Here is a 16755-nt window from a genome sequence, read left to right as displayed (position 1 = left end):
CACGCGGACGATGACCTGAAATTCGTCGCAACCTATTACCATTTCACTTTTTCCGACGAATCTGCCGCAGGTACGAAAAAAACGCACGCGACGGTCCAGTCCAGTTCCGGCGCCGGCCGAGTGCATCACGTTCGGACACATCGGTGACACTTCGCGGCGCACGTCGATCATCGCCGCACGAAAAAAAGAACGCGCAGTGGTCCAGTACGGTTTACGGGCCTGGCAGAAAGAGGTCCCGCCGTGGCGGAGTCAGAAGAGTGCGCTGGCGGAAAAACATAGAGGAGAGTGGTCCAGTCCAGTGAAAGCGCCAGATTTAGGGGCAGCGCGAACGGTCAGGCATCTTGTCGCTGAAGCGACCCAACCAGTCCCTGCAGACTGATCGGGCCACCCAGACATCCCGGCTTTTCCGCTTTGAAGCAGATCCTATTTCAGATCCCAGACCAAACCCTCGTTCGGACCACGCTGCACGTCCAGCTCATGTTGGCTGTGCACGTTGCAGGACGGGGGCAAGGTCGCGGTGTCTTCGACCTGCGAACCGTTTTCGAGCGTGACCATTTTGCCGTTCGGCCAGCTGGCGTAAAACTCGATCCGCTTACGGCCAGGGGTCGAGACGCCGCTGAAAACGCCATTTTCGATCATCACCACTTCGGTCGGTCCAGCGTTCAGTTCGCCGTCGGCCGCCAGCAAGACCAGCTTACCTTCGGCCAGCGGTTCGCCTTGAAACGTGACCCGGCCCGAGACCGGAAACCGCTCGCGTCCGTCGCCAGCGCTACCGCAACCGATTGCCGTCAAAGCGACGACGCCCATCAGCGTCGCCGCAACGAATTTACCATTCATGATTGATTACCACGCGACTAAGAAAGGAGGAGATAGAGATTGCGAAGTCGCTTACCAGGCCGGCGTCACTTCGCCGCCGCTGCGAGTCGCAGCTCCTTTCCACACAACCGAGTCGATCGTCTCCGGCACGAAACGCACCGATGCGTCAACCAGCACCACCTGCACGCCGCCCGGATGACGACTGCGGGCATAGGTCGCATACACGCCGCCCGAGCCGGCGCTGACCGCCGGAGCGTAGTCGGTGTTCACAAACCGTCCCGCTTCCTGCACGTCCGGCACCTGCGAGTTGGGCGTGACGTGGGCCGAGAGGGTCCCGTTGCCGGTGTAGCACATGTTGTACATCCCGCGGCGATCGGTCACTGCGGCGGAGAGGCCCCCTTCCGGGATCAGGTTGATTTCGCCCATCAGCATCGTGTTGCTGGTCCCGTCGACGACGTCCGCCATCCGGACCTTCGACAGGGCGCAGAACATGCCGTTCATTCGTTCATCGGCGTTGCCGCCACTATCGTAATACCGCGAGTCGCCATGGAAACCGAGATAGTTGCCGCCAAAACCGTCCTCGCTCACCTTCGGGCCAGCTCCGTCCGACGGGCACATGTATCCCTGCACCACTTCGCTGCGGCCTGGGATCTCCCACGACGGGACGTTTTGCTTTTGCCCCGCGTCCAGCAGTTCCCACAGCGCCTGCTGTTCCATGAACGGCAGAATCGAACGGGCATAGCAGTACCGCATTTGATGGCCGGAAGTATTGAACGGGCGATTCTCGTATCCGAGCGTCTGGAAGTAGCCCGGCGGGAACTTCTTGTTGACGTCGTGATAGTTGTGCATCGCGATGCCGAGCTGCTTCAGATTGTTGCCGCACGACATCCGCCGAGCGGCTTCACGAGCTTGCTGCACCGCCGGCAAGAGGAGCGCGATTAAAACCCCGATGATGGCGATCACCACCAGCAATTCGACCAAAGTAAATGCAGACCGCGTTCTAGACATGCGATTCCACTCCGAATGAGAAATATTAATTTTCATCGACAAAGGACGATCCTAGATATCGCCGCCAACTGCCGGAAGGAGATATTTCACATCGACCAACTGTTTTTTACAAACGATTTAGTGACGCCGCGTTACCAACCGCTAACGCGATTATTCTCAATTTTTGGGCGGTTTTTTGCACTCAACCCAAACCCCACGAAACAAATAGTTTTTCAGTAATTGCCGCAGTGAAAAATGATCACCCCCCATGCGCATAAAAAAACGCGTCTCAAGCGAGACGCGTCTGGTGGTTCGGAAGGTGAGCAGAGAAGCGGTTTACTTCTTCTCGATCGCCCGCTTCAGGGCGGCGCCCATGTCGGCCGGGCTCTCGGCGATTTCGACGCCGGCGGCACGCAGCGCGGCGAACTTCTCGTCGGCGGTACCCTTGCCGCCCGAGATGATCGCGCCGGCGTGGCCCATCCGTTTGCCAGGAGGAGCGGTACGCCCGGCGATGAACGCGGCGACCGGCTTGTCGACGTTAGCTTTAATGAACTCGGCCGCTTCTTCTTCGGCGGTACCGCCGATTTCGCCCATCATCATGATTGCTTCGGTGTCGCCATCGGCCTGGAACATCTTCAGCAGATCAATAAACGAAGTGCCGACGATCGGGTCGCCGCCGAGACCAACGCAGGTCGACTGCCCCAAGCCCAAGCTCGTCAGCTGCCAGACCGCTTCGTAGGTCAAGGTACCGCTACGACTCATCACGCCGACGGGGCCCTTCTTATGAATGTAACCGGGCATGATGCCGATCTTGCATTCTTCGGGGGTGATCACGCCGGGGCAGTTCGGGCCGATCAAGACCGAGTTGGACGCCCGCACTTTTTCGTAGACCGGAACCATGTCGAGGACCGGCACCCCTTCGGTGATCGCGATGATCACTTTGATTTCGGCGTCGAGCGCTTCGAGAATCGCGTCGGCCGTACCCGCCGGCGGCACGAAGATCATCGTCGCTTCGCAACCGGTGGCGGCGACCGCTTCTTCCACGGTGTCCCAGACCGGCAAGCCTTCGACTTCCATCCCGCCTTTGCCCGGCGTCACGCCGCCGACCATCTTGGTGCCGTAATCGAGGCAACCCTTGGTATGGAAGCCGCCGACGCGGCCAGTGATCCCTTGGCAAATGACCTTCGTATCTTTGTTGATCAGGATGCTCATTGGAACAGCTTCTTCCGGTTGTGTATTCGCCTAAGGGAGTTTTGGAATCTTCGTAGGCTGGGTCAGGACCCAGCGGTTGCAACGTGGCAAAGCGTGCGGCGGCAATCGATATCTTGCGGCCGCAATCCCTTGCTTGCGCTGCGGGCTAGCGTGGGGATCGCCGGCGGCTTACGCGACGGCGGCGACCACTTTCTTGGCGGCGTCGGTCAAACCGTCGCCGATGATGATCGGGATGCCCGACTCGGAGAGGATCTTGCGGCCCTGCTCCACTTCGGTACCTTCCAAGCGAACGACCAGCGGCACGTTAAAGCCAACGCTCTTGTACGCTTCGACCACGGCGTTGGCGATCGTCGTGCAACGCATGATCCCGCCAAAGATGTTGACCAAGACCGCTTTGACGTTCTTGTCATCCAGCAGAATGCGGAACGCTTCGGTCACTTGATCGACGTTGGCGCCGCCGCCGACATCGAGGAAGTTCGACGGCTGGCCGCCGTGCAGCTTGATGATATCCATGGTCGCCATCGCCAGACCAGCGCCGTTGACCAGGCAGCCGATGTTCCCTTCCAGCTTGACGTAGCTGAGACCGGTATCGGCTGCTTTGACTTCGGCCGGCTCTTCTTCCGACAGGTCGCGAAGAGCGACGATTTCGGGATGGCGGAACAGGCCGTTCGAGTCGAAGTTCATCTTGCAGTCGAGGGCGATCATGTCGCCGCTGCCGGTGATCACCAGCGGGTTGATCTCGAGCAGGCTGCAGTCGGTTTCGACATAAACCTTGCAAAGGCCGCTGACGAACTTCATGGCGCTCTTGATCGTGGCGCCTTCCAGGCCCAGCTTCTTGCAAAGCTTGCGAACCTGGAACGCATCCGGGCCGCGGCTCGGATCGAAATGTTCTTTCAGAATCTTTTCCGGGCTGTGGGCGGCGACCTCTTCGATCTCGGTGCCACCTTCGGTCGACATCATCAAAACCGGCTTGGCGACGGCTCGATCGAGCACGATCCCCATGTAGAGTTCCCGGGCGATGTCGCACCCTTCTTCGACCAGCACCTGGTTGACCTGCTTCCCTTCGGGACCGGTCTGGATGGTGATCAGTTCTTTGCCGATCAGGCCCGCGGCGGCCGCTTTGGCCTCTTCGGCCGATTTGACCAACACGACGCCCCGTTGATCGGGATTGTCTTTGACCGTTCCCTTGCCGCGTCCGCCGGCATGGATCTGAGCTTTGACGACGGCGATCTTGCCGCCGAGCTCTTCGTAAGCCTTGGCCGCCTCTTCCGGCGTCTTAGCGACGATGTTTCGCGGAACGGCGACGCCTGCGTCGCGGAGAAGTTGCTTCGCCTGGTATTCGTGAATTTTCATCGACTAATTCCGACTGAGTCGAGGCGTCATGGTGCTGTAAAAGCCGGATTATCGATCTATCACGAAACAGGGTCAACCATAGCGCTGGCGCCGTCAGTCGACCTAAAGAGGTTTTCACGCTCCTTTTATGCGAGCAATCGCGAGGCGCCGTGCGAACCAAAGGCGCCCAAAGAATCGGAAACTTTAGACGCCAAACGGGGAGGTCTTTTTGACCGGACGCAGGGCGAACGCCAATGCGACCATCGAAAAGACGAAACCGGCGAGAATCAGGCTGGATTGAATGGCGAGCATCGTAAAGTCTCCGAACTTGGGGGAAAGTTGAGAGATCTATATGGCCAAAGCTGTGCCAATCTTGCGCAACGACTGAAAAACCGGAAAGCAGCCCCTAAATCTTATCTATCTTGCCATCTTGGGCCGATATTTCGCCTATCGCTTCAGCTGGCAGTTGTCAAGTTGACTTCCATTCTCGCATTTCGAGACGAATCTGCGACACCTGCTTCTGGCAACACAAGCCTAGACCGAGCGCCCCGAGAGGGTGAGAATTACCGTTACCAGCTTTGTCGCCATGCCGAACCGCGATCCCCCGCTATTTCGGAGACCATGATGCGCAACTTGCTACTCCTTCTAGCCGTCCCGGCCAGCTTGGCCGGGTACTACCTGTGGCGCCTCCGCCCCAGCGAGGTCGATTGGACCGGCCTGACCGGAATCGCCCTCATGGCGCTGACCGTCATCTTTTGGTCGGCCGTGTTGCAAATTGCCTGGCGAGACAAAGAAGATCGCCCTGATTCGCCAAGTGACCAGCCTGAATCGCCCAGCGGCTTTGAAAAGCGACGAATGGTGGTCGCCGGGCTGTTTGCGATGCTGGCGATACCGACGATGGTGGGAGGCTTGGTTTGGGCGAGTCACTTCGGCCCGCAAAATTTCCACGCGTTCCAGCAAGGGCTGCAATGGGATCAGCTTGCGCTAGCCATGCGTAACTCGGAGCTTCAAGAATCGATTCCAACAAGCGACTTGCGACGCCTGCCGATCGGTCTGAGAAAAGCTGGCTATCGACAGACCGATATCATCGATCAGATCCGAGCTGCGGACGCCATGCTGGTGACCCACACCGATGAAACGGAAACGGTCAGTCTGATCAGTAAGATCCGCAGCGGCGACGAAACCGCGGTGCAGGCGCTGCTCGACTCGGGCGTGGACGTAAACATCCCCGACCCTGACAGTGGACTACGTCCCCTGGACGAGGCGTCACGTTGCGGCAATCCGGCGATCATTGAACTGCTGAAGCAGCATGGCGCCCGACGGTCGCCGGACGCGTAGTCGCCCGACCTCCGGCCGACTACATTGAGATGAATCGGCGAACATAGCGACGTCCGCCCTCCAAGTCACCATCTGAGTTCCCCCCTCATGTTGCGCGGTTGCGTGTTGGCGATACTGCTGGCGGCAGGCCTGTTTTGTGGTTACTTCTATTGGCTCGATCAGGTCTTCGACTGGCCGGCGAACCTGGTCGGCGCCGCGTTTGCCGGCGTGGTCGTCTTCTTCTGCCTCAATGCGCTGAACAACGCCTGGACGGCCTGGCGCGATGCCAGCCGCCTTGGCGATATCTATCATCGCGAGCCGCTGATCGATGGCCAAGTGGTCGCCGTCAGCGGCACGATCCATCCGATCGGCGATGTGGTCACGGCGCCCTTCAGCGGCGAGCAGTGCGTCGTCTGCGAGTACAACCTGTCAGGCCGCTACCCGGAGGACGAGCCCGATCAGCCGTCGACCAACTCCGACTTCACTGGCTTCTTAATGGTCCCGTGCGTCATTCGCGGCCCCCGGGGAGACGTGCGGATGTTCGGCTTCCCGCTGCTGGAAGGCTTTGAAGAAGAAACGCTGCATCGCTACGACGCAGCGCAAAACGCCTCGAATTTTCTGCGCGCGACCAAGTTTGAAGCGCTGACCGGCATCAAGCTGATAAACCTGTTTAGCGCCCTGGGCGAAGTCTGGGCAGACGAAGATGGCTACGTCGCCAAGCATATCAACATCGGCAATTTGACTGCCGACGATCTCTTTCCGCTCGACACGGAAGGGAACGTGCAGCGAACGAGCCTTTGGGACGACGAGCGCGACGAGGACAAAGAGCCGCTTGAAGATGACGATCCCCAGCGTCGCGTGCCCCACCTGAAAGAGAAGCGCGTCCCCATCGGGGCCGACGTCTGCGCGATTGGACGCTACGACGAAATGAGCCGCGGACTTCTGCCGACGCCAGGCGCCGTGACCCCGAATCGCTTGATGCAGGGAACCCCCGCCGACATCACCGCCGGTTCGCTTGGCAAGATGGTTCGCAACGTGTTTGGCGCGCTGGTCGTGCTGGTGATCACGCACGCAATCCTCTTCAGCGTAATCCGGTCGCAGCAAGACGCCAGCGAAGAACCGGAGCCGCGCGAGACGATGTCGGTCGAAGAAGCGACGCAGAGCAGCGACCAACCGAAAGCCGAAGCGACCGATGACGCGCTACTTCGGAATCGCGATCCGGCGGTTGAGCAACAAGAACCAAACGGCCAGCCCGCCGAAGGTGACCCCGGCCGTTAGCATGACGTTCCAGTCCATGTAGTAGCCCAGACCTACCAGCGCACAAAACAAGATGAGATACGACATGCCTACGCGTCCTGAAAAGTGAAAGTTACCCATTGGGAAGCCTGTCACACGGACCGAGCAAGTCAAATCGCTACAAGCGGAATTCGGTGAAAAACCGGCACAGGCCGGGCCTTGCCCTACGGCTTCACCGCATACACCTTCACACTCGCCGCATAGTCATTCACGTCGTACTTCTTTAGCAGTTCGGCCAGACGCTCGTGAATGCCCGGTTCGGCAGGACCGCCGCAGCAGCCGGTGTCGATCACCGCCAGCGGGTCGTCGCTCATCACCGGTGAGCAGCAGCCTGACTGGTTTTCGACCTTGGCGTAGGCGTTCAGGTCGGCGCCTTCGTCCACGACTTCGACCGCAGCGAACCCAGCGTCGAGCAAGCCTTGCTTGTAAGCTTCGATCGGGATCGCTCCGGCGATGCAGCCGACCAGGGCCGAGATGTCGGTCGCCAGTTCTTCCGGCAGCGGCTTCTTCAGGGCGATGTCGCTGATGGCGACGCGGCCGCCATGTTTCAGGATGCGGACGATCTCGCGAAAGACGACGTCCTTGTCAGGCGCCAGATTGATGACGCAGTTGCTGATCACGCAATCGACGCTGCTATTGGCCAGCGGCATGTCGTCGATCGTCGCCAGGTGGAACTCAACGTTCTCCAGCGGCAGGTCGCTGCTGACCAGGTTCTTGCGAGCCAGGTCGATCATCTGCTGCGTCATGTCGATGCCGATCGACTTGCCGGTGGGGCCAACTTTGGCCGCCGCCAAAAAAACGTCGAGCCCGCCGCCGCAACCAAGGTCGACGACCGTTTCCCCTTCGCGCAAGTTAGCGGTCGCGGTCGGATTGCCGCACGACAGGCCCATGTTGGCGCCGGCCGGGATCGAACTAAGCTCTTCGTCCGAATAGCCAAACGCCGCAGCGACCGCTTTGACGCCGGCATGTTCGCTCGATAGTCCGCTGGTCGCGACGGCGCCGTAGTTGGACTTGATTGCGTTGTGTTGTTCGCTGGACATAAACGCTTCTCCGTTGCTTGAACTAGGCGGTCGGCAGGTAGGCCGCAATCTTCGTTTTGATTTCGTCACGCACGCGACGGAACATAACCATCTTCTCTTCGTCATCGCCGGTCGCGTCCGCCGGATCATCAAACGGCCAGTGCAGCGTTAACTTGGCGCCGGGAAACACCGGACAGGCTTCCTTGGCGTTGTCGCAAACGGTCACCACCAGATCAAACGGCTGATCGGCGAACTGGTCGACATGCTTACTTTCATTGGCCGAGATATCGACGCCGAGTTCCGACATCGCACGAATCGCCAGCGGATGAACGTAACCCGACGGTTTCGAACCGGCCGAGTCGGCTTGCCACTGACCGTCGCTGAGCGACTCAAACAAGGCCTCGGCCATTTGCGATCGGCACGAGTTGCCGGTGCAAAGAACAAGTACGCGTTTCACAACAACCTCACTGGAACAACAGTACATCCGCCCAGGCGAATACATGAATCAAAAAAACAGGACGCTAATCACAGCAATCGCTCTCGCCACACGACGAAAGATAATCGCCATCGGCGCCCAACTGCGGCAACAGTTCCATGCTATCGGTCACGCAATTCAACAACGAACGATGAAACGCACTGCTCGGCGGGATCAGGCGATAGTATTGCCACAGACCCTCCTTACGCGCCGAGACCAGACCCGCCTTTTTCAGGTAAGCCAGATGGCGCGATGCGGTCGGCTGCGGCACGTCGAGCACGTTCACCAAATCGCAAACGCACAACTCTCCCCGCTGCAGCAAACTGAGAATCCGCAACCTTGTCGGGTCGGACAAGGCGCGAAACGCCAGTTCGGGCTGCACGGTTTGCTCGATTGCTTTCATACTCAAACTATATCCGCACAGGCGAATACAGGCAAGCCCACCGCCTTACTACTCCCCGCGCTGGACGCTGGTCTCCCAGCCGTCGTACTCTCCCCCCTGCTCGGCCGCCATCGCAAACAACGTCAACACGGCGCCGTTGATCGTGCCGTAGTCGACCGCCGTCACATGACTGAGCAACACCGAGAACGGGGCCTCCCCTTCGGCATCCTCTTTCTGCTCGGCAACCTCGAAACCTTCCGCCTGCGCGGCTTCGACAAACTTCGCTCGCCCATCGGCGGAGGTGAAATAGATCCAGTGGTTCACTTCGCGCTCGATATCAAAGTCATCTCCCGCCTCGGCGAGACTCGCCAGGACGCGACCATTCTGAATCATCTTCATCTCGGCTGGATCAGGATAGAGAAATTCGAAGTAGGAGGACCAATCGGAGTCTTCGCGAACGCCGCTCCGAAATTCATACTCCGGATAAGCGGCCATCGCCTGCTTCATGCCCGCCTCAACAGCGGCGCCATCGGCGGCATAGACGAAGAAGTCGCGACAACCGGCGACCGTGATTCGGCCGACTGACGCCGCATCGCCCACCTCGCCAATCGCCACATCGAGCGCGTCCTCGATTTCGCACAACCGATTGAACTCATCGTCGCCGGGCAGCCCATCTTCGGTGGGCTGCTGGATCTGCAGGCGTAACATGACAAGCTGCCCCAAGTCGGCGATCGGCGCGAACGAAGCGAGCCCTAAATCAACCAGGACAGCCGCCGGCTTGTCTTCGATCTGTACGAGATAACTGGCCCAGTCGTCGCTCATCGTTTCGCCTGTCGGTTGCGGATGCGGATGCGGAAAGAGAAGAATTTCGGCAGATTATCCGCGTTATCCCGCGACGAATCAACGATTTACGCAAAAGATTCGCTACTTCGGCTGCACCTGGCGGCGATACTCCGACGGCGACATCCCGGTCTTTTTGCGAAACGCCGAGCTCATGTACTCGACATGTTCAAAGCCGGTACGATCGGCGATGTCGGCCATCGAAAGCTGCGTATCGCGGAGCAGCTGCCGTACGCGATCGAGCCGGATCTGCACCAGCGCTTCGTGCGGCGTTTTGCCGGCCGCTTCTTTGAAGCGGTACTCGAGCACGCGTCGCGACAGCGGCACTACGGTCAGAACGTCCTGCACGTTTACCCCGTCGCAGGCATGCTCGCGAATGAACTGCATCGCCCGGGCGATGATCGGATCTTCGGTCGCCATCACGTCAGAAGACTGACGCGTCGCAATGCCGAGCGGCGGCACGAACATCCCTTCGTCGTTGACGTTTTCGCCGTTCATCTGGCGATCGAGCAACCGCGCCGCTTCGTAGCCGGTGGTGCGCGTGTCAGGGATCACGCTCGAGAGCGGCGGCGAACAAAGATCGCAGAGCAAGCGATCGTTATCGACGCCGATCACCGCGACTTGTTCCGGCACGGCGATTTCCAACTCGCGACAGATGTCGAGTATCTGCTGGGCCTTGATGTCGTAACAAGCCATCAGTCCGACCGGCTTCGGCAACTTATGCAGCCACTGAGCCATACGACGTTTTTCGCGAGTCCACGAATACGAATCGCTATCGCGCGACGTCGACTCGAAGATGTGGTAGCGACGCTTCGCTTCTTTCAGACGCTGCACGAAGTTCTCTTCGCGCCACTTCGACCAATTGAAATCAGGCTCGCCGCAGAAGGCGAACTCGCGAAAGCCGCGGTCCAGCAGATGCTCGGCAGCCGACCGAGCGATCTCGGCGTCGTCGGTCTCGACCCACGGCACACCAGGCACCAACTGCGCGGCGCTGACATCGACGACCGGCATCTTGAGCTTTTTCACAACGGCCGCGATCTGCGGCGTTTCGATCCGCACGATCGCGCCATCCCCTTTCCAATTTTTCAGCCAGGCCGGCGGCGAAGCGCCGCGCTCTTGCTCGGGCAGATATATCGACCAGGGCTGGTGCTCATGCACATACGCGATAATCCCCTCCAAAAGCCCACGCGCGTACGCATTCGACGTTTCGACGAGCAACGCAACCGTCTTGCGGCGTTTCATGGGCGACCATCTACCGGAAAGAGGAGTGGGGGAGTTGCCTCCATTGTAGACGAAAAATCGCGGACACCATCCTCCTTATGTAAAATACCTTAGATCGCGTTCGTGTTTTCTCATGGCTTTCGCCCCGCCGACAAGTCAGGCTATAAGTACCGGAAGCAGTCAGTCGCTCTGCCCCTGCGCTGTACCTCCATGCATCTTTTCGCCCGAAGGATTTTTCGATGAGTACGAAACAGTTCAACGTGGTCATTGTGGGGCTCGGTTTCGGCTCCGAGTTCATTCCGATCTACAAGTGCCACCCGCAGGTCAACATGTACGGGGTCTGCCGGCGGAACGAAACCGAAATGCACAAGATTGCCGACGCCTTCGAGATCGAAAAGCGATACACGAGCTACGACGAAGTGCTGGCCGACCCCAACGTCGACTTCGTCCATATCAATTCTCCGATTCCGGATCACGGCTGGATGACGCTGAAGGCGCTCGACGCCGGCAAGCATGTCATGTGCACCGTCCCGATGGCGACCACCATCGACGAGTGCCGCCAGATCGTCGAGAAAGTTGCCGAAACCGGCCTGAAGTACATGATGGCCGAGACGGTCGTCTACAGCCGCGAGTTCCTCTACATCAAAGACTTGTACGATCAGGGCGAACTGGGCGATATTCAATACATGGCCGCGTCGCATCCGCAAGATATGGAAGGTTGGCCGGAATACTGGGAACGGATGATCCCGATGCACTACGCGACGCACGTCGTTAGCCCGGTGCTGGGTCTGATGAACAGCCGCGCCGAGTATGTCAGCTGCTTAGGCTCTGGCGTGATCTCTCCGGAACTGGCCGAAAAGTCGGGCAACCAGTACGCCGTCGAGTCTTGTCACATTAAGCTGAAAGATAGCCCGGTCGCCGCCCACATCTGGCGGTTCCTGTTTGACACGGCTCGTCAGTATCGAGAAAGCTTCGACGTGTACGGCACCAAGAAGAGCTTTGAGTGGGCCTTGATCGAAGGGGAAGAGCATGTGCTGCACACGGCCAAAAATCCGGAGCACGAAATCGCCCAGCGAATCACGGCGCCTGACTTCGCCAGCCGGTTGCCGGAAGCGATCCAGAAGTTCACCACCGCGATCCAAGACGCCGAGCACCTGTCGTTCATCCAAGGCGCCGGACATGGCGGTTCGCACCCGCACTTGGCGCACCAGTTCGCCACTGCCCTGGCCGACGATCGCGACCCGTGGCCCAACGCCGTGATCAGCGCCAACTGGACCTGCGTCGGCTTGTGTGCCCATGAGTCAACCAACAAGGGAGGCGAGATCGTTCGTCTGCCCGACTTCACGCTCGCCTAACTGGCCAGCGTGCCGCGGTTTCCTTGATCATTCCCCTTCACACAAGCGTCTGTCGACGACAGACGCTTCGTCCGGAGTTTCGCCGTGATTCGTTTGCTTGTCTCTTCGTTATTGTTTTGCTTGCTTCTGACGCCGCTGGCCCGCGCTGCCGAAGAAGGGCCGATTCGGATCTTGTTCCTCGGGGACCAGGGACATCACCGCCCTGCCGATCGGGCCGCTCAAATGATTCCGGTCATGAAAGAGCGCGGCATCGACATCGAGTACACCGAAGACGTCACCGCTCTGAACAAAGAGCGGCTGAAGCAATACGACGGGCTGATGATCTACGCCAACATCGAGAAGATCTCGCCTGAGCAGGAAGCGGCGCTGCTGGACTACGTCGTCAAAGGGGGCGCGCTGATTCCGCTCCATTGTGCGTCCTACTGCTTCCTCAACTCGCCGGCCTACGTCGACTTGGTGGGCGGTCAGTTTTTGAAGCATGGGGGCGAAGTCTTCTCGACCGTGATCGCCGAGCCCGATCATCCGATCATGGATGGCTTTCACGGCTTCCAAAGCTGGGACGAAACGTACATTCACCATCGCCACAACGAGCGAGACCGCACCGTGCTCGAATATCGCGTGCAAGGTGGTCAGGCCGACGGCAACACGCAGGAACCGTGGACCTGGATCCGCACGCAAGGCGCCGGCCGCATCTTTTACACCGCCTGGGGGCATGACGCGCGGACCTGGGGCAACCCCGGCTTTATGAACCTGGTCGAACGGGGCGTCCGCTGGGCGACTGGCGGCGACCCGAGCCTGGCCGGCGATTTCTACGACACGTCCCGTTTCGACGCCCCCAAGATGACGATGGTGCCGGCCGATGCGGCGCCGTTCGACTACATCGACGTTGGCGCCAAGATCCCGAACTACACGCCGAGCGATACCTGGGGCGTTCAGGCCGAGCCGCTGACCAAGATGCAGCTTCCCCTGCCGGCCGAAAAATCGATGACCCACATGGTCAATCCGGTCGACTTCTCGATCGACCTGTATGCTGCCGATCCCGAACAGGGAGGCAAGCCGATCGCGATGAACTGGGACGAGCAAGGCCGCCTATGGGTTTGCGAAACGCTCGACTATCCGAACGAACTGAAACCGAACAACCGCGGTCGCGATCGCATTCGCATCTGCGAAGATACCAACGGCGACGGCAAGGCGGACAAGTACACGATCTTCGCCGAGAACCTGAGCATTCCGACTTCGATCTTGCCGTACCGCGGCGGGGCGATCGTGCAAAACGGTACTGAGACCCTCTTCCTGAAGGATACCGACGGCGACGGCAAAGCGGACGTCCGCAAGCCGATCATCACCAACTGGACCCTCGGCGACACGCATGGCGGGGTCAGCAATCTGCACTACGGCCTGGACAACTGGATCTGGGGGATGCAGGGGTACAACGACTCGGCGCCGGTCATCGCTGGTAAGAAGCAGCCGAACTTCCGCATGGGCTTCTTCCGCTTTCGCCTGGATGATCAAGATCCGCCGAACGTGACCGACCTGGAGTTCATCCGCTCGACCGATAACAACACCTGGGGTTTGGGAATCAGCGAAGAAGGGATCATCTTCGGCTCGACCGCCAACCGCAATCCGAGCGTCTTCATGCCGATCGCCAACCGCTACTACGAACAGGTTCGCGGTTGGGGCCCCAGCCGACTGGGCACGATCGCCGACACCTATCTGTTCAAGCCGATCACCGACAAAGTGCGTCAGGTCGATCAACATGGCGGCTACACCGCCGGCGCCGGGCATGATCTTTACACCGCCCGCGTTTATCCCGAGCAATGGTGGAACAAGACCGCGTTCGTTTGCGGACCGACCGGCAAGCTGATTGGCACGTTCGTCATGACGCCCGATGGATCCGACTTTCATTCGACCAGCCCGCTGAACCTGGTCGCCAGCGATGACGAGTGGACCGCGCCAATCGTCGCCCAGGTCGGCCCTGACGGCAACGTCTGGTTCCTCGACTGGTACAACTACATCGTGCAGCACAATCCGACGCCGCATGGTTTCAAAACCGGCAAAGGCGCCGCTTACGAGTCGGACCTCCGCGACAAGAAGCATGGCCGCGTCTATCGCGTCGTCTATGACAAAGCGGACGAAGACGCGAACCCCGCGATCAACCTGAAGGACGCCGACGCCGACGCCCTGGTCGCCGCGCTGAAGCATCCCAACATGCAATGGCGCCTGCACGCCCAGCGATTGTTGATCGATCGCGGCAAGCGTGACGTTGTGCCGCAATTGATTCAACTGACGCTCGATCCCGCGACCGACGCGATTGGTTTGAACGTCGCCGCGATTCACGCCTTGTGGACGCTAGAAGGACTGGGCGTGCTAGCCGATCCGCATCAGACCGCCGCCAACAACGCGGTGGTGACCGCCCTCTCGCATCGTTCGCCCGGCGTGCGCCGTAACGCCTTGGCGGTGTTGCCGCCGACCGACGCTTCGACCGCCGCGATTCTGGCCAGTGGAACGCTCGATGACGCCAACGCCCAAGTTCGCCTGGCGGCGCTGCTCGCGCTGGCCGACATGCCTTCCAACGACAAGGCAGGCGCCGCGATCGCCAAGTTGGCGACCGACGCCAAGTTGATGAACGATCGCTGGTTGCCGGACGCGTTGACCGCCGCAGCGGCTCGCCATGCTGGCGGCTTTCTACCGCAAATCGCCGCCAAGGATCAATTGCCTGGCGACAAGGCGATTCGAATTACCGGCATCGTCGCCGAACATTTGGCCCGCGGCAAACTGACGGCCGAACAGCTTGATTCGCTGCTGACCGGTTTGCAGAACGCCGACGAGTCGATCTTGAACGCCGTCATCAGCGGCCTAAACGAAGGCTGGCCGCGCAATTACAAGATTACGGCCACCAATGCCACTTCGGCCGCCGCCGGCGCTGTGGTCGAAAAGGCCCCGATCGCGGTTAAAGCGGCCCTGATTCGCTTGGCCGACAATTGGAGCGGCGTCGATCTGCAGTCGTACGCCGACAAGGTCTCTGACCAGTTGCTAAGCATCATCGAAGATGAAGACGCCAGCGAAGAGGACCGCATCGCCGCGGCTCGTCAAGCGGTCGAGTTCATGGCCGACGACATGCGTCCGGTCGATGTGATCCTCGACATGATTGGCCCCAATGCGACTCCCAAACTGAACGTCGGGCTCCTGTCGGCCCTCTCGGCCAGCACGGCCGATGCAACCGGCGAAGCTCTGGCCGAAGCGGCCTCGGCAATGACTCCGACGTCGCGTGACGCGGCCATTCGCGTCTTGCTATCGCGGGCCGCCACGACCAGCGACCTGGTCAACGCGTTGGAATCGGGCGACATCGCTTTCAGCGACCTGAAGCTCGACCAACGTCAGGCCTTGGCCGATCATCCCGACGCCAAGATTCGCGAACGAGCCCGCAAGCTATTGGCCATGGGTGGCGGTTTGCCCAATGCCGACCGCGACGCGGTGCTGCACGACCTGCTGGCGATCGCCGAAGTGAAAGGTGATTCGAAGAATGGCCAGGCGATGTTCAAGAAGCATTGCTCGAAATGCCACATGCATAGTGGCGAAGGAAGCGAAGTTGGCCCCGATCTGACCGGCATGGCGGTTCACCCCAAAGCGGAACTGCTGACCAACATCATCGATCCGAGCCGCAGCGTTGAAGGGAACTTCCGCACCTACACCGTAATGACGATCGACGGCAAGCTGCTGACCGGCATGCTGGCGGGCGAATCGCGAACCGCGATCGAAATCATCGACGCCGAAGCGAAGAAGCACCAGTTGGCCCGTGAAGACATCGAAGAGCTGGTCTCGTCGCGCAAGTCGCTGATGCCCGATGGCTTCGAGAAGCAGATGACCCGCGAGGAAATGACCGACCTGCTCGAGTTCCTGACCACGAAAGGGAAGTTTGTGCCGCTGCCGCTTGACCGCGTGGCGACGACCAGCAGCAACAAGGGCATGTTCTACAACCCCGACAATCTGACCGAGACTCTGCGTCTCGGCGACTGGTCTCCCAAGACGGTTGAAGGGGTTCCGTTCGTCTTGCTCAATCCGACCGGCGACAAGCCAAACGTCGTGATGCTACGCAGCCGCAACGCCCCCGGTTCGGCGTCGATGCCGACCTCGGTCACCTTGCCGCTGCACGCTCCGGCCAAAGCGATCCACCTGCTCAGCGGCATCAGCGGCTGGGGAGCGCCGTATGACAACACGCCGACCACGGCGATGATCGTCAAACTGCACTACGCCGACGGCCAGACCGAAGAGATCGAGCTGAAAAACGCCCGGCACTTCGCCGACTACATCCGCAAGACCGACGTCCCCGACTCGAAGTTCGCCTTCGCCTTCGACGGCGGTCAGCAAATGCGGTACATCAAGGTCGAGCCAAAACGCCCCACCGAAGAGATCGCCGAGATCGAACTGGTGAAAGGCCGCCATCAGAGCGCGCCGATCGTGATGGCGATCACGGCGGAACAGCCGGATGGAAAAGGGGAATAA

At 59.9% G+C, this 16755-nt stretch carries 13 protein-coding genes; 4 read left to right on the top strand and 9 right to left on the bottom strand.

The features are described from left to right. Positions 1-423: 423 nt before the first annotated feature. The 4 genes from Enr8_RS01680 to sucC all read right to left on the bottom strand — a co-directional run bounded on the left by Enr8_RS01680 (position 424) and on the right by sucC (position 4368). Positions 424-837 carry a hypothetical protein gene (locus Enr8_RS01680; RefSeq protein ID WP_146428885.1) on the bottom strand — a complete coding sequence of 138 codons (414 nt, stop codon included), beginning with the start codon at positions 835-837 and terminating at the stop codon, positions 424-426. A gap of 51 nt (positions 838-888) precedes the next feature. Next, positions 889-1824, bottom strand: coding sequence for a DUF1559 domain-containing protein (locus Enr8_RS01675; RefSeq protein WP_146428884.1), 936 nt, complete (start codon positions 1822-1824; stop codon positions 889-891). A gap of 315 nt (positions 1825-2139) precedes the next feature. Beyond that, positions 2140-3015, bottom strand: a complete 876-nt coding sequence (gene sucD / locus Enr8_RS01670; RefSeq protein ID WP_146428883.1) for a succinate--CoA ligase subunit alpha — start codon at positions 3013-3015, stop codon at positions 2140-2142. 168 nt (positions 3016-3183) lie between these two features. Further along, a complete protein-coding gene (sucC, locus tag Enr8_RS01665) occupies positions 3184-4368 on the bottom strand; it encodes an ADP-forming succinate--CoA ligase subunit beta (protein WP_146428882.1) in 1185 nt (394 codons plus the stop codon). 603 nt (positions 4369-4971) lie between these two features. Between sucC and Enr8_RS01660 the strand changes: the two genes are divergently transcribed. Both Enr8_RS01660 and Enr8_RS01655 read left to right on the top strand, forming a co-directional pair. Next, positions 4972-5685 (top strand): ankyrin repeat domain-containing protein, encoded by a 714-nt coding sequence (locus tag Enr8_RS01660; RefSeq protein WP_186767375.1) that lies wholly within the window; start codon positions 4972-4974, stop codon positions 5683-5685. A gap of 87 nt (positions 5686-5772) precedes the next feature. Continuing rightward, entirely contained in the window at positions 5773-6942 is a 1170-nt protein-coding gene (locus Enr8_RS01655) for a hypothetical protein (RefSeq protein WP_146428880.1), read from the top strand. 182 nt (positions 6943-7124) lie between these two features. Here the strand turns inward: Enr8_RS01655 and arsM are convergent, their stop codons facing one another. From arsM to Enr8_RS01630, 5 genes are all read right to left on the bottom strand, one after another. Next, positions 7125-8000, bottom strand: a complete 876-nt coding sequence (gene arsM / locus Enr8_RS01650; RefSeq protein WP_146428879.1) for an arsenite methyltransferase — start codon at positions 7998-8000, stop codon at positions 7125-7127. 22 nt (positions 8001-8022) lie between these two features. After that, positions 8023-8436 carry an arsenate reductase ArsC gene (locus tag Enr8_RS01645; RefSeq protein WP_146428878.1) on the bottom strand — a complete coding sequence of 138 codons (414 nt, stop codon included), beginning with the start codon at positions 8434-8436 and terminating at the stop codon, positions 8023-8025. Between the two features lie 64 nt (positions 8437-8500). Then, the gene (locus Enr8_RS01640; RefSeq protein ID WP_186767493.1) at positions 8501-8857 is read right to left on the bottom strand and encodes an ArsR/SmtB family transcription factor; all 357 of its coding nucleotides are present in this window, start codon (positions 8855-8857) and stop codon (positions 8501-8503) included. 48 nt (positions 8858-8905) lie between these two features. After that, positions 8906-9658, bottom strand: coding sequence for a DUF695 domain-containing protein (locus Enr8_RS01635; RefSeq protein ID WP_146428877.1), 753 nt, complete (start codon positions 9656-9658; stop codon positions 8906-8908). A gap of 102 nt (positions 9659-9760) precedes the next feature. Beyond that, entirely contained in the window at positions 9761-10918 is a 1158-nt protein-coding gene (locus tag Enr8_RS01630) for an AraC family transcriptional regulator (RefSeq protein ID WP_146428876.1), read from the bottom strand. A gap of 218 nt (positions 10919-11136) precedes the next feature. Here Enr8_RS01630 and Enr8_RS01625 point away from each other — a divergent pair, with 218 nt between their 5' ends. Both Enr8_RS01625 and Enr8_RS01620 read left to right on the top strand, forming a co-directional pair. Further along, a complete protein-coding gene (locus tag Enr8_RS01625) occupies positions 11137-12252 on the top strand; it encodes a Gfo/Idh/MocA family protein (protein ID WP_146428875.1) in 1116 nt (371 codons plus the stop codon). 93 nt (positions 12253-12345) lie between these two features. Next, positions 12346-16755 (top strand): PVC-type heme-binding CxxCH protein, encoded by a 4410-nt coding sequence (locus Enr8_RS01620; protein WP_456236729.1) that lies wholly within the window; start codon positions 12346-12348, stop codon positions 16753-16755.

The organism is Blastopirellula retiformator, from assembly GCF_007859755.1.
Classification (GTDB): Bacteria; Planctomycetota; Planctomycetia; order Pirellulales; family Pirellulaceae; genus Blastopirellula; species Blastopirellula retiformator.
The sequence above is the reverse complement of the archived record's forward strand: the minus strand, read 5'-3'. Positions and strand labels throughout refer to the sequence as shown.

Excerpts from the sequence above, each read along its gene's own strand:
- Enr8_RS01680 (WP_146428885.1), bottom strand. The coding sequence starts at position 837 with ATGAATGGTAAATTCGTTGCGGCGACGCTGATGGGCGTCGTCGCTTTG.
- Enr8_RS01675 (WP_146428884.1), bottom strand. The coding sequence starts at position 1,824 with ATGTCTAGAACGCGGTCTGCATTTACTTTGGTCGAATTGCTGGTGGTG.
- sucD (WP_146428883.1), bottom strand. The coding sequence starts at position 3,015 with ATGAGCATCCTGATCAACAAAGATACGAAGGTCATTTGCCAAGGGATC.
- sucC (WP_146428882.1), bottom strand. The coding sequence starts at position 4,368 with ATGAAAATTCACGAATACCAGGCGAAGCAACTTCTCCGCGACGCAGGC.
- Enr8_RS01660 (WP_186767375.1), top strand. The coding sequence starts at position 4,972 with ATGCGCAACTTGCTACTCCTTCTAGCCGTCCCGGCCAGCTTGGCCGGG.
- Enr8_RS01655 (WP_146428880.1), top strand. The coding sequence starts at position 5,773 with ATGTTGCGCGGTTGCGTGTTGGCGATACTGCTGGCGGCAGGCCTGTTT.
- arsM (WP_146428879.1), bottom strand. The coding sequence starts at position 8,000 with ATGTCCAGCGAACAACACAACGCAATCAAGTCCAACTACGGCGCCGTC.
- Enr8_RS01640 (WP_186767493.1), bottom strand. The coding sequence starts at position 8,857 with ATGAAAGCAATCGAGCAAACCGTGCAGCCCGAACTGGCGTTTCGCGCC.
- Enr8_RS01635 (WP_146428877.1), bottom strand. The coding sequence starts at position 9,658 with ATGAGCGACGACTGGGCCAGTTATCTCGTACAGATCGAAGACAAGCCG.
- Enr8_RS01630 (WP_146428876.1), bottom strand. The coding sequence starts at position 10,918 with ATGAAACGCCGCAAGACGGTTGCGTTGCTCGTCGAAACGTCGAATGCG.
- Enr8_RS01625 (WP_146428875.1), top strand. The coding sequence starts at position 11,137 with ATGAGTACGAAACAGTTCAACGTGGTCATTGTGGGGCTCGGTTTCGGC.